General features: G+C 48.8%; 11 protein-coding genes. 4 read left to right on the forward strand and 7 right to left on the reverse strand.

The window, feature by feature from the left end; genetic code table 11:
* Window positions 1-68: 68 nt before the first annotated feature.
* Together ACE15A_RS20345 and ACE15A_RS20350 are read right to left on the reverse strand one after the other, a co-directional pair.
* Window positions 69-443: a cupin domain-containing protein gene (locus ACE15A_RS20345; protein WP_023247084.1), complete on the reverse strand. Its 375-nt coding sequence runs from the start codon at window positions 441-443 to the stop codon at window positions 69-71.
* Between the two features lie 14 nt (window positions 444-457).
* Window positions 458-1,759 carry an FAD-binding oxidoreductase gene (locus ACE15A_RS20350; protein WP_023247083.1) on the reverse strand — a complete coding sequence of 434 codons (1,302 nt, stop codon included), beginning with the start codon at window positions 1,757-1,759 and terminating at the stop codon, window positions 458-460.
* A gap of 161 nt (window positions 1,760-1,920) precedes the next feature.
* Between ACE15A_RS20350 and ACE15A_RS20355 the strand changes: the two genes are divergently transcribed.
* On the forward strand, window positions 1,921-3,405 hold the full coding sequence (locus tag ACE15A_RS20355; protein ID WP_053508173.1) for an NAD-dependent phenylacetaldehyde dehydrogenase: 1,485 nt from the start codon (window positions 1,921-1,923) through the stop codon (window positions 3,403-3,405).
* Window positions 3,406-3,553: 148 nt separating this feature from the next.
* Here the strand turns inward: ACE15A_RS20355 and iraD are convergent, their stop codons facing one another.
* The 5 genes from iraD to ACE15A_RS20380 all read right to left on the reverse strand — a co-directional run bounded on the left by iraD (window position 3,554) and on the right by ACE15A_RS20380 (window position 7,956).
* Window positions 3,554-3,988, reverse strand: a complete 435-nt coding sequence (gene iraD / locus ACE15A_RS20360) for an anti-adapter protein IraD (protein WP_053508175.1) — start codon at window positions 3,986-3,988, stop codon at window positions 3,554-3,556.
* Window positions 3,988-4,467, reverse strand: a complete 480-nt coding sequence (locus ACE15A_RS20365) for an Hcp family type VI secretion system effector (protein WP_053508177.1) — start codon at window positions 4,465-4,467, stop codon at window positions 3,988-3,990. Before ACE15A_RS20365 ends, iraD begins: the two co-directional genes overlap by 1 nt.
* Before the next feature lie 737 nt (window positions 4,468-5,204).
* Window positions 5,205-6,128, reverse strand: a complete 924-nt coding sequence (locus ACE15A_RS20370; protein ID WP_053508179.1) for a polysaccharide deacetylase — start codon at window positions 6,126-6,128, stop codon at window positions 5,205-5,207.
* A gap of 38 nt (window positions 6,129-6,166) precedes the next feature.
* On the reverse strand, window positions 6,167-7,045 hold the full coding sequence (locus ACE15A_RS20375; RefSeq protein WP_023247078.1) for a carbon-nitrogen hydrolase family protein: 879 nt from the start codon (window positions 7,043-7,045) through the stop codon (window positions 6,167-6,169).
* Window positions 7,046-7,359: 314 nt separating this feature from the next.
* Entirely contained in the window at window positions 7,360-7,956 is a 597-nt protein-coding gene (locus tag ACE15A_RS20380) for a TetR/AcrR family transcriptional regulator (protein ID WP_023247077.1), read from the reverse strand.
* A 372-nt stretch (window positions 7,957-8,328) separates the two neighbouring features.
* Here ACE15A_RS20380 and uidA point away from each other — a divergent pair, with 372 nt between their 5' ends.
* The 3 genes from uidA to uidC are packed head-to-tail and all read left to right on the forward strand — an operon-like array spanning window position 8,329 to window position 12,811.
* Window positions 8,329-10,140, forward strand: a complete 1,812-nt coding sequence (uidA, locus tag ACE15A_RS20385; RefSeq protein WP_053508182.1) for a beta-glucuronidase — start codon at window positions 8,329-8,331, stop codon at window positions 10,138-10,140.
* Window positions 10,137-11,510 (forward strand): glucuronide transporter, encoded by a 1,374-nt coding sequence (gene uidB / locus ACE15A_RS20390; protein ID WP_053508184.1) that lies wholly within the window; start codon window positions 10,137-10,139, stop codon window positions 11,508-11,510. Before uidA ends, uidB begins: the two co-directional genes overlap by 4 nt.
* 35 nt (window positions 11,511-11,545) lie before the next feature.
* On the forward strand, window positions 11,546-12,811 hold the full coding sequence (gene uidC, locus ACE15A_RS20395) for a glucuronide uptake porin UidC (protein ID WP_053508186.1): 1,266 nt from the start codon (window positions 11,546-11,548) through the stop codon (window positions 12,809-12,811).
* Window positions 12,812-12,884: the final 73 nt, after the last annotated feature.

Here is a 12,884-nt window from a genome sequence, read left to right on the forward strand (position 1 = left end):
TAATAGCAAATGGGGAGTGAGTTATTCTCCCCAGTAATGCCAACGCTACTGACGAACAATTAAAGGATTCAGTCCTGCTTGTGGCTTTCAACTTTTGCCAGATAATGTTTTACAAAACGGGGCGTCAAAACTTTCCACGCCACTTCGGTTCCCTGTTCAACAAACCAACTATCGCCCGGTGAAAAACGTATCGGTTCCTGACCAGCGACAGTGAGTTCCACTTCCCCTTCCAGCACGGTTGCATGCTCAGTAAAGGGATAAATCATAGTGAAACCGCCGCGGGTCGATGAAAACAGTCCACAGGTAAATACATCCTCAGGTTTACCGTAAATCATTGCGACAGCGACCTGGGGATCGCCTTCTGTTGGTAACGCCCCCAACAGGCTGACACTCCCGACTGGCTGTAATTCAGGAACAGGTTGATTGAGTTTAAAAGCGTGCATTAATGTTCTCCTGGTTAATTCCGGCCTTTCCAGAAACCGGCTGTTTGATGTATCAGTTTTCCAGCACTGACCAGCAATAGACGTAGACTATCGCGACCATAAATTGTCGCGTGGGGAATGCTACTCATCAGACGATACCGCTCGGAACCGCCATTTATTCCTTCGGCCAGAATTTTGCATACGATATGGGAGGGCGTGACGCCAAATCCGGAATATCCCTGAACATAAAAAACATTATTGTGCTCACGAAGCGTGCCAATCTGCGGAAACAGATTCGCGCTACAGGCCATCGGTCCGCCCCAGGCAAAATCGATTTTAACGTCTTTCAAATAAGGAAAGACCTCGGTCAACAGAGCGCGGTTCCAGGCAGCAAAATCGTGAGGGGTATATTCAAGAAACCTTGTGGCACTGCCAAACAGCAGACGGTTTTCTTTTGTGAGACGGTAGTAATTTATAACCGGGCGGATATCACTGAAAGCCCCGCGCAACGGACTGATCCGCTCAACAAGCTCACTGGAGAGAGGCTCTGTAGAGACCTGATAAGAATAAGTAACCAGCGTTTTCTTATAAATTTCTGGTTCCAGATTATTGAGGAAACTATCACAGGCCCACAGCAATTTGGCCGCTTTTACGCTGCCCATCGCAGTACGTACCCGCACAGTTTTACCGTAACTGACCTCAACCACTGGTGAATATTCGAATATCTTCACCCCCAACGAATTCGCAGCCTGAGCGGAGCCCAGCAATAAATTCAGCGAGTGGACATGCCCTCCCCCCATATGCTTGAGAACACCGCAATAGACGTCGGAACCGATAACCTGCTGCACGTCTTTACCGGTATAGAGTTCAATATCGTCTTCCGGCGTAGCGGCTTTGAATTCTTTTTCCCACTGTTGCAGCGTTTTTAACTGCCGCTGGTTGTAGGCCAGATAACCATATCCGGGGACAAAATCAGCATCAATATGGTATTTACGAATTCGCTCCCGAATAATGCCTGCGCCGAGGTTCGAGATTTTAAACAGCGTCTCCATTCCCGCTGCGCCTACATATTTTTTAACGGCTTCAATGTCGTGACCTATACCGGCCATTACCTGACCGCCGTTTCGCCCGGTGCCGCCATACCCAAGATGTCGGGCTTCCAGAACGACAACATTGGTGATCCCCTGCTCCGCCAGTTCCAGCGCGGTATTGATGCCTGAAAAGCCACCGCCAATGATCACCACATCGGCATCAATATCCTCTTGCAGAGCAGGAAAATGCAACGGGTATTTTTTCGTCGCGCCGTAGTAATTCAACGCATCGATTTTTGTATTCATCGCGTTACCTTGTCATCACGCTTGACTAAGACCGCTATCACAGCACGGTAACGTTTTACAAAATATCGTCCGGAAGAATGACGTTCTTTGGAACGATATTCATTTCCAGGCAAGTATGTTGGGATGGAAAAACGTACATTCCTGACCTACAGGCACTTCTGATGAGCGATGTGACATTACTTGCCGAAGTAACCACTTTTTTACGCCAACGACACGGGCAATTTATTGCAGGTGAACGTCAGGCCGGAAACGGCACGAACTTTTCGGTCACTAACCCAGCCACCGGCAAAATCATTGCCGACGTTGTGTCGGCAACTCCTGCGCAGGCAGAACAGGCCATGCAGAGCGCCAGACAGGCGTTTGATGTCTGGCGTAAAATGCCAACGTTACAACGCGGCGCATTACTGCTGAAACTGGCTGATACTCTTGCCGCTCATCGTGAAGAGTTAGCTCAACTGGAAAGCGTGTGTTCAGGTAAAACGATTATGCTGTCGCGCGGTCTTGAACTCGATCAGTCAGTGGCATTCCTGCGTTACTTTGCCGGTTGGGCAGGAAAAATAACCGGTGAAACGCTGGATGTCTCACTGCCATCAATGGGAGAAGAGAGATACACAGCGTTTACCCAACGCCAACCCATTGGCGTGGTCGTCGGTATCGTGCCGTGGAATTTCTCAATTATGATTGCTATCTGGAAGCTGGCCGCAGCGCTGGTATGTGGCTGTACCATTGTCATCAAACCTAGTGAATATACCCCGCTGACGCTGCTGCGAGTCGCTGAACTGGCTAAAGAGGCGGGTCTCCCTGATGGCGTGATTAACGTGGTAAACGGTGTTGGCGGTGAGATAGCGCAACAGCTGATCGCGCATCCAGATTGCGCCAAAGTCAGTTTCACAGGGTCGGTGGCGACGGGTAAGAAAGTCCGGCGTTCGGCAATATCGTCAGGAAAACGCGTTACCCTCGAACTGGGAGGGAAAAATGCGGCGCTGTTTCTCAATGATCTCACGGCCCAAGCCATGGTCAACGGTATTCTTGAAGCCGGTTATCTGAATCAAGGACAGATTTGTGCGGCTGCAGAGCGTTTTTATCTGCCCCAGGAGAAACTGGATACGGTCATGACGCTCCTCAGACAACGGTTATCGGAGATCGCGCCCGGCTCGCCTTTAGATGAAAAAACGGTGATGGGCCCGCTGGCGAATCAGGTTCAGTTTGAAAAAGTACTGCGTCTGATTCAACTCGCACGGGAAGAAGGGGATACCATTGTTTACGGCGGTGAGACTTTACCCGGCGACGGGTACTTTTTACAGCCGACGGCGGTAAAAGTGCGTAGTAAAAACAGTACGCTGATGCACGAGGAAACCTTTGGCCCTGTCTGTAGTTTTATCGGTTATCAGAATGAAAAAGAGGCGCTTTCGCATATCAACGCTTCGCCATTTGGCCTTGCTGCAAGTGTGTGGTCGGAAAATATTTCTAAGGCATTACGCTACGCTGAAGATATTGATGCTGGCATGGTGTGGGTCAATATGCATACCTTCCTCGATCCAGCGGTACCCTTTGGAGGGATGAAAGGATCGGGTATTGGTCGTGAATTTGGCAGCGCGTTTATTGATGACTATACCGAACTTAAATCGGTCATGGTCCGTTATTAACAATCATGAAAATGTTATATGTTCTCGTAGCAATATTAAACGAATCGACGTTCTATTAGCGTCAATAGTGCGCTGAAAATGATGCAGGCAGATCGGCCATACCGAAAGGCGGACTGCCTGCCTGATTATCAGGTTCGCTCGCTGCGTTTTATTGCTTGTGGGTAATGTTAAACGCCCGGCCCGGCGTTCCTTCCTGCGTTAACTCGCGCCATCTACCGTTAGAGTAGGCTATCTCCAGCCTTAACGGTTCAGACTCATCCTGTAACATCGCTTCCAGAGACAACGCCAGCGTCTGATGATGGGCATCTTTTACACTGACTCTCAGCATGTTGATTCTCGGTTCATAACGTAAAATAGCAGCGCGAAGTTCACGGCAAAACCAGTTGAGAACCCGTTTATCACCCACATTTACCTCGTGCCATTCCGGCATACCCCGAGTGAGCAGCGGCGGTAACGTCTCGCCACCTGCCACAGCGCAAGAATTGAATAAACACATTAACTTTCGGCGTACCAATTCATGTGGGCTTATCCCCTCAACCAAGAGCCTGTCGAATAGCGCGACCGGAATGGTTGGCGTCATCATTATTTCTGGTCCATCGCCAGATCCCATACTGACGATCTGGACTCCTGTTGAGCGCCGTCTGATTTCTCGGCAGTGATTTGCCATTCGATTTTCGTGAAGTTCAGCGACATCGTTTCCACCGGCTTACCGCCGCCGCCGCCGCTAACACTGAGTTGTGATATCAGCGCGTTTGTCAGGGTATAAACGATAAACGGCCGCATCTTGCCATCGTCATTGCGGCACAACGTCAGCACCGCTTTTCTAATTAGCCTCCCGCTACAGCAGTACTCATTGAGCACAGGCGTGGCGAGGTCGACAAATTTGGTGAGCGACATTTCACCAACATGCGCGCGCCCGGAAGTCCGCTCGGCGAGGCTAACATCGTTACTTACCTGCATTGCCACATTGTGACTATAAGACATGATCTCTATCTGATCTTCAAAGCCTTCAGCCTGGCTTTCGCCTTTGATATTGTCGAGCTTTAAAAAAATCGCATCCATGATTTATCTCCTTGTTGATCAGGTGGCAGTTCAGCGGCCAGACGAATACAGGCGGCCAACTCTTGTCACTCTCATTAAAAGCGCAGCGACCAAAAAACACAGCGTGAAAAGCGTCAGGTTTACAGAGGTTTTGCTAACGTTTACCCGCGTCTAATGAACGTTATTCCGCCGATTGCAACGTCAAAGATGATTTTGACCCACAGTGGCCAAATACAATTGAGGTTATACTGAATGCTCTCTGCCATATTCAATCCCTTTTATCGCAAAGTATCCCTGGCGCCGGTATCACAGCGTCGTTATTCAAAAATCGACATTTCAGAATAATAACCAGCCATATATAAAAAACACATCAAAAAACAAATATCAACTTAATTTTTACTTATTCAATAAAAAACCGCCAAATTGACTCACATCAATTAACACATACAAAATATTAAAAATCAAAGCGTTAAATAAAACTTAATCACTATGGAAATTTTATTTTTCTGAATATTCACATTATGAATGTTATTTTCTTAATTTTTTATTTTACTGCATACACTAAAAAATGATTTAAATCAAAAAACAAATCATTCCAGTTAATTAACGCTTTTACTGAAATAAAAAAGAATTTTATACGCCTCAGGATAGCAGCCCTTTCTGATGGACAATATTAATTAACGAGCGAGCAAACAGACAACTTCTGTCCGGGTAATCCGTTACCCGGCTGATATTATTAACATTGTCATGAGGCGGTATCATTTACCAGGCCAGCCATAATCATCCGGAACCGGCGCTACGCCACGAACATCAGGACGGAGCATTTTTTGACGATCTTCTTCATCATCCACCCACACACGGGCTATCTCTTCACAGGTTGCAAACCATACGCCATCATGCCCTTTAATATGTTCAATCAAACGTGACAACATCATCATATGATGCCCATGACCGATTATCTGCGGATGAAGAGCCATCGCATATAAACCTTTTTCCTGATGGTTATAAGCATAGGTAAAAATATCCTTCCAGCGTCGCAGAACACCATCAGTATCGCTCATCCCCTCCTGGTTGCCGGTATACGCCAGTGCGGGAAAGTCATCCAGATACCAACTGACAGGAATTTCCAGAATCGCGCTAGCTGGGCCTGCGATATTTCCCGTCTCCCAATTCACCTGCCAACGCTGAGGATGGTAAGGCACAAGATCTCTCGCCATCAGGCTACTGTCATATATAAAACCGGCTTCCTCCAGAAGATCCAGCGTATTCTCGCTATAATCCCAATAGGGAGAACGATATCCCGCAGGACGTATGCCGAAATGTCTTTTATAACAGGCGAATGCCAGATCCATAAGTCGGCGTTCTGTGTCACGATTCACCAGCGTCGGGTTTTCATGATAGTAGCCATGGTGAGCGATTTCATGCCCGGCATCAAAAATCGCTTTACTGATTTCCGGGAAGGTGTCGACAGAGTGTCCGGGAATAAAAAAGGTGGTTCTGATATTATTTTCTTTGAACAATTTCAGAAGCCTCGGCACGCCAACTTGCGCACCAAACTCCCCGCGTGACATAAAGGATGGCGATGGTCGATTAAATCCGCCAAGCCATAAAGACTGAGCATCAACATCGACACCAAGATTAACCGCAATCCTTTTACCCTCAGGTAATTTTAAATATCCCATAACGACCTCCAGTTAATACATAGAAGGGACACATTTTGTTATTTAATGTGTGATGGCCAGATATTGTATATGCCTGCTTTTCTGCGTCTGTCCTTGAACGTTGTTGCTGCTCCCTCAAGTCTATTTTCATATAGAATATCGAGGTTAATTTCTCCTGAGATGACATCCTCTTTATTGACGTGCGCCTCTGCAATAATACCTTGTGGATTTTTCCACACGACATCACAGGGGCTTAAAATTGAACTTCGGGCCCAGCAGGCAGGCAATGGTCCGCCAGGATTTCCGCCCAGGCAACAGTGGACAAGGTAAATTTGATTTTCAATACAACGTGAATGGCAACAATGCCTGACTCGCCAAAATCCCTGTTCAGTAAACGTGGCGGAAGGCGTTAAAATTAACTCCACGCCCTGCTCCGCCAGTGTCGCGGCACACTCCGGAATTTCTGCTTCATAGCAAATATTAAAACCCACTCTGGCAAATGGCAGTTGAAAAACAGCCATTTTATCGCCTTCCTGAGTATACCAGCCACGTTCAGCCGGGAAGATATGCGTCTTACTGTGGGAATAATGTTCACCATCGGGTCCCCATATATGCGCAACATTTTCATATCGATCTGCCCCGGTCTGCTCCAGATGAGAGCCGGCAACGATAAACTGTCCTCTTTCTTTCGCTTCCTGTTGAAAAAGCTGCTTATAGGCATCCGTGAACTGTTCAATTAAAATAAGGTGTGAAATTGGTCTTTCTTGCCATTTTTTCAATAGTGTGAATAATTCAATGGTAAATAGTTCCGGGAAGATAACGACATCAGCACCCTTACTTTTATTAAGGAGTGCTCTTACCTTTGTTATGAAATCTTCAAAAGTGTTTATTTCAGTAACAATATACTGACAGGCTGAAACAGTAAAATTGCGTGTCATCGTGATATCCCCGACATGAAATTTAAACCCAAATTAACGTATAGTGTATAGAGGATATTATGGAATAAGCATTTCAACGTCAGGCTATTTTTTGTGAGGCTGCGCAAAATTTATGGAGTAAAAAAGTAGAAGTATTGAGCCTTTATTTACATAAAGGGTACGTTATCGATTAACGCAGCGAGTTAGAGAGTCGATAAAAATCCTGGCGGAAAACAATAACCCTTACCACAATATTATTTTCAGCATCTGAAAATAACCAGGCAAACTAAATGATAACGCGCTCGTATAAAACGAACGCGTATTTTTGCCGACAACTAGCTTGCAGAGTTGCATTTTAGTAGCCCGGTTAACATAGTTCTTAACGTCGTCGCAAAACTGACGTGCCGGGCATTCTCAGCAGAGCTGCTATCCGATAAAACACCATATGTGGTAGCTAATAATAGCCTTGCCGCCATTTCTTTATCCACATCGGCGCCAATTTCCCCCTTCGCCTGCGCATCGTTAAAACGTGCAACCAGCGAGGCGATAATGGTGTGGTATTTATTGGTTAGCATTTCCGCGACCTGAGGATTACGCATCCCTTCAGCCATAATCTCTACGACCAACGCCCGCTGCGCGTAGTCTTCACGCGTGACGGCAATAGTTGACTCCACCAGATAATCCACCAGCCCAACGCCTTCCAGCGGCTCACGAAAATGGGTTAGTGCTCTTTCCTGATCTTCTAAAATAATGGCTTCAATCAGGGCCTCTTTAGAAGGGAAGTGATGATAGAGTGTGCCGGGGCTCATGTCGCTGGCCTTACAGATCGTTTTCATTGATGTACTGTGAAAACCGTTTTCAGCAAAACACTGCCTGGCGGCGCGTAAAATTCGCATCCGCGTCGGTAGTGGTTCGGTAAGTTTATTCTCCATTACGTTGACCCATTTTTCACTCTGCGTGGTGGCAGTGTACCCGGGCGCACTTCAGGCGCCTACTCTTCATCCTATTTTCTTTGATCCTCATGATATCCCTCCCGCCCCCCCCTCACTTCCTGTATAAAAAACAACAGAACGAACGTTCGATTGAATATTTTTTGCCATATGTCAACGGATGAAAATGGTTTTATGTGACAAAAGACACAAAAATCAGGTTGCAATCCTGCTTTTTTTGATCCGCCTTAAGATCCTTCCTTTCTGCATTTTCCCTCTCGATCGCTGCGTGATAACTATTGCCCCAGACAACTGGTTAACTTGTTTTTATTGCTGGTTGACCAATGGAAATTCATCAGGATTAAGGAGTAAACAATGTTACGTCCCGTAGAAACCCAGAGCCGCGAAATCAAAAAACTTGATGGACTGTGGTCGTTTTGCACGGATGCAGACGATTGCGGTATCGCGCAACAATGGTGGCGACAACCGCTCCCCCAAAGCCGCGCCATCGCCGTACCGGGTAGTTATAACGATCAGTTTGCCGATGCAGAGATCCGCAACTATGTCGGCAATGTCTGGTATCAGCTCAACGTCCGCATCCCCAAAGGCTGGGAGCATCAACGCATCGTTCTACGTTTTGATGCCGTCACGCATTATGGAAAGGTATGGGTAAATGACCACGCCGTGATGGAACATCAGGGAGGCTATACGCCTTTCGAAGCGGATATCAGCCACCTGGCGGCAGCCGGAGAGAGCATACGTATCACGGTATGCGTCAATAACGAGCTGAGCTGGCAGACTATCCCTCCGGGGGTGGTGACCCGTGATGAAACGGGGAAAAGGCAGCAATCATACTTCCATGATTTCTTTAATTACGCCGGTATCCACCGTAGCGTCATGCTCTACACCACGCCAAAAACGTTTGTTCAGGATATTACGGTGACGACGGAGATTGCGAACGATCTCTCCCGGGCCACGCTGAGCTGGCGGGTGGAGGCCAACGGTGAAGTACGCGTAGAACTGCGGGATGCCGGGCAGCATATTGTCGCCTACGGCGAAGGGGCAAAGGGCGAATTACAGATAGCGGCGCCGCGCTTATGGCAACCGGGCGAAGGATACCTGTACGAGCTGCGGGTTATCGCACAGCATCAGGGCGAACGTGATGACTATCCGCTTCGGGTAGGAATCCGTAGCGTAGCGGTAAAAGGCGAACAGTTTCTGATAAATCATAAACCTTTTTATTTTACCGGCTTCGGTCGCCATGAAGATGCCGATCTACGAGGGAAAGGATTTGATAACGTGCTGATGGTACACGATCACGCGCTAATGTCGTGGATTGGCGCCAACTCTTATCGCACGTCGCACTATCCGTACGCCGAAGAGATGCTCGACTGGGCGGATGAGCATGGCATTGTCGTCATTGATGAAACCGCAGCCGTTGGTTTCAATCTCTCTTTAGGTATCGGCTTTGATTCCTGCGAAAAACCGAAGGCGCTATACAGCGAGGAAGGCGTCAATGATGAAACACAGCGGGCGCATCTCAAGGCTATTCAGGAATTGATCGCCCGCGATAAAAACCATCCCAGCGTGGTGATGTGGAGTATCGCGAATGAGCCGGATACCCGTCCAGAAGGCGCCAGAGACTATTTTGAGCCACTGGCGCAGGCCACGCGCGAACTGGACCCGACCCGCCCTATAACCTGCGTGAACGTCATGTTCTGTGATGTGGAAACCGACACCATCACCGACCTCTTCGATGTGGTATGCCTGAACCGCTATTACGGTTGGTATGTACAAAGCGGCGATCTTGCGAAAGCAGAAAAAGTGCTGGAGAAAGAGTTACTGGCCTGGCAGGAGAAACTCCACCGCCCCATCATCATGACGGAATATGGCGTCGATACGCTGGCAGGGCTGCATTCGGTGTACAGCGACATGTGGAGCGAAGAATACCAGTGCGCCTGGCTGGAGATGTATCACCGGGTATTCGATCGCGTAAGCGCCGTTGTCGGCGAGCAGGTCTGGAACTTTGCCGATTTCGCGACTTCACAGGGCATTATGCGCGTCGGCGGTAATCGAAAAGGGATTTTTACCCGCGACAGAAGACCAAAATCGGCGGCCTTTATACTGCAAAAACGCTGGACCGGTATGACCTTCGGCGAAAAGCCACAGCAGGGAGAGAAATCATGAACCAGCCGCTTTCCTGGCGCGCTATCATAGGCTACAGCCTGGGTGATGTCGCCAATAATTTCGCCTTCGCCATGGGGGCGCTATTCCTGCTAAGTTATTACACCGACGTCGCAGGCGTCGGTGCCGCCGCTGCCGGTACGATGCTCTTACTGGTACGTATATTTGACGCCTTCGCCGATGTGGTGGCGGGACGCATAGTAGATAGCGTCAATACCCGCTGGGGGAAATTTCGCCCGTTCCTGCTGTTCGGATCGGCGCCGTTAATGCTGTTTAGCGTACTGGTCTTCTGCGTCCCGACAGAGTGGAGCCATAGCAGCAAAGTTATTTACGCATATCTCACCTATATGGGACTTGGGTTCTGCTATAGCATGGTCAATATTCCCTATGGATCTCTGGCGACGGCAATGACTCAGGAACCGCGTTCGCGCGCCCGTCTCGGCGCGGCGCGCAGTATTGCGGCCTCGCTAACGTTTGTCTGTCTGGCCTTCCTGATCGGGCCGCGTATTACTCATTCCAGCCCGACAGAAATGGCGTCGGTCTACCTCTTCTGGACCATTATCCTGGCCATTGCCGGTATGGCGCTGTATTTCATCTGTTTTAAATCTACCCGCGAAAACGTGGTGCGTATCGTCGCGCAGCCATCGTTAAAAATCAGTCTGCAAACGCTTAAACAGAACCGCCCGCTAATTATGCTTTGTACCGGCGCGCTATGCATTCTGATCTCGACCTTCGCCGTCAGCGCATCGTCACTGTTCTATGTACGCTATGTTTTGAATGATACCGCCCTTTTCTCGGTTATCGTGCTGGTACAAATGCTGGTAGGTTCTGTGGCGTCTGCACCTCTGGTTCCCCGTCTGGTAGCGAAGATAGGTAAGAAGAACACCTTCCTGGCGGGCGCCTTAATGGGCACCCTTGGGTATTTACTTTTCTTTTATATGTCTGACCATTCAGTGCCCGTGGCCTTAACCGCTCTGGCGATTGCCGCTATTGGCCAGGGGATCACCATGACGGTAATGTGGGCGCTGGAGGCGGATACCGTGGAGTACGGCGAATATCTCACGGGCGTGCGCATAGAAGGCCTGACTTACTCGCTATTTTCTTTTACCCGTAAATGCGGCCAGGCTATCGGCGGTTCTATTCCGGCCTTTATTCTTGGGTTAAGTGGTTATATCGCCAATCAGACGCAAACGCCGGAAGTCATTACCGGTATCCGGATGTCTATATCGCTCATACCGTGCGGCTTTATGTTACTGGCTTTTATTATTATTTGGTTTTACCCATTAACGGATAATAAATTTAAGGAGATTGTTCAGGAGATAGATAAACGAAAACAGTCACAGCAACAACTTATTAAAGATTTCAATAAATAGCTTTTCGATAACAATAATATACAACAGGTTAAACAATGAAAAAATTCGCGAAGATAGCGGCTATTCCGATAGCCGTGGCCGCGGCCTGTCCTTCTGCCCTGGCCCTACAAATTTCTGATGATGAGTCCGCCTTACGTTTTAGATTGAAAAATGAGTTACGAAGAGCTGATAAGCCCAGCGCGGGCGCCGGCAGAGATATTTATGCCTGGGTCCAGGGTGGGTTAATTGATTTTAATAGCGGCTATTATTCACAACGGATTGGCGTCGAGGGTAGCGCGTATTATGTTTATAAACTCGGTGCTCGCGATAATATGAGTACGCGCTGGTACTTAGACGGACACGAGAGTTTCGGCTATGTGCTTGGCGCAATAAAAATAAAGCCAACAGAAAATAGCCGCTTAAAAATAGGTCGTTTTGGCACCGATTATAGTTATGGCAGTCTCCCCTGGCGAATTCCGCTCATCGCCAACAGCTCACAGCGCACGCTACCGACCGCTTCCGAAGGCGCGCTGGGCTACCTGGCGCTGACGCCAAATGTAGAGCTCTGGGCAATGTGGCGTACCCGCGTTTTTCAGTGGACAGACTCAACGACCGGTATTCGCAATGAAGGCGTCTACAACAGTAAAACGGGTCAATATGATCATCATCGTCCACGCGCATTTTTCGCCGCCAGTTGGTACGACGAGAACAGCCGCTATTCCATAGGCGGCTCGCAGCAAAACGATGTCTCCCGTCAGGTACAGGGTATCTTTGAAAAACGGATACCACTAGACGATGGTTATGCCCTGAAAGGCGAGCTGCTCGGTTTTTACGCCCGGCTGGAGGGGCTAAGCCGTTCATCCACCCAGCCTAATGAGACCGGGTTGGTTAGCGGTCAGTTTACCTGGAGCGCCCCCTGGGGCAGCCTGTTTGCCAGCGGCGGCTATCTGCAACACGCCATGAACGGCGCGGTGGTCGATACCGATATTGGTTATCCCTTCTCTTTAAGCCTCGATCGCAACCGGGAAGGCATGCAGTCCTGGCAGGCGGGCGTTAATTACCGTGTTACGCCACAGCTCACCATGACGTTCGCGCCTGTCGTCACGCGCGGTTATGAGTCCAGCCAGCGCGCTGTTCACATTAAGGGGTTGGGTCTGCTGGGAGCCATAAATTATCGTATTGAAGAGGGGCCGCTAGAGGGCATGAACATTTTTCTTGCCGCTGACAAAGGGCGCGAAAAACGCGACGGTAGCGCGCTGGGCGATCGCCTGAATTACTGGGATGTGAAAATGAGCATCCAGTATGATTTTATGCTCAGGTAAGATGAAGACGGCCACCCGAAGGTGGCCGTTAGAGCCTGGTAGCGCTTCGCTTATCAGGCCTATGAAACCGAGA

This window comes from Salmonella sp. HY31 (assembly GCF_042604575.1).
Taxonomy (GTDB): domain Bacteria; phylum Pseudomonadota; class Gammaproteobacteria; order Enterobacterales; family Enterobacteriaceae; genus Salmonella; species Salmonella diarizonae.

What these genes read in the sequence shown, in the direction of transcription:
- iraD (WP_053508175.1), bottom strand. Translation starts at nt 3,988, where the DNA reads ATGATGACGCCAACCATTCCGGTCGCGCTATTCGACAGGCTCTTGGTT.
- ACE15A_RS20365 (WP_053508177.1), bottom strand. Translation starts at nt 4,467, where the DNA reads ATGGATGCGATTTTTTTAAAGCTCGACAATATCAAAGGCGAAAGCCAG.
- ACE15A_RS20345 (WP_023247084.1), bottom strand. Translation starts at nt 443, where the DNA reads ATGCACGCTTTTAAACTCAATCAACCTGTTCCTGAATTACAGCCAGTC.
- ACE15A_RS20370 (WP_053508179.1), bottom strand. Translation starts at nt 6,128, where the DNA reads ATGGGATATTTAAAATTACCTGAGGGTAAAAGGATTGCGGTTAATCTT.
- ACE15A_RS20375 (WP_023247078.1), bottom strand. Translation starts at nt 7,045, where the DNA reads ATGACACGCAATTTTACTGTTTCAGCCTGTCAGTATATTGTTACTGAA.
- ACE15A_RS20355 (WP_053508173.1), top strand. Translation starts at nt 1,921, where the DNA reads ATGAGCGATGTGACATTACTTGCCGAAGTAACCACTTTTTTACGCCAA.
- ACE15A_RS20350 (WP_023247083.1), bottom strand. Translation starts at nt 1,759, where the DNA reads ATGAATACAAAAATCGATGCGTTGAATTACTACGGCGCGACGAAAAAA.
- ACE15A_RS20380 (WP_023247077.1), bottom strand. Translation starts at nt 7,956, where the DNA reads ATGGAGAATAAACTTACCGAACCACTACCGACGCGGATGCGAATTTTA.
- uidB (WP_053508184.1), top strand. Translation starts at nt 10,137, where the DNA reads ATGAACCAGCCGCTTTCCTGGCGCGCTATCATAGGCTACAGCCTGGGT.
- uidA (WP_053508182.1), top strand. Translation starts at nt 8,329, where the DNA reads ATGTTACGTCCCGTAGAAACCCAGAGCCGCGAAATCAAAAAACTTGAT.
- uidC (WP_053508186.1), top strand. Translation starts at nt 11,546, where the DNA reads ATGAAAAAATTCGCGAAGATAGCGGCTATTCCGATAGCCGTGGCCGCG.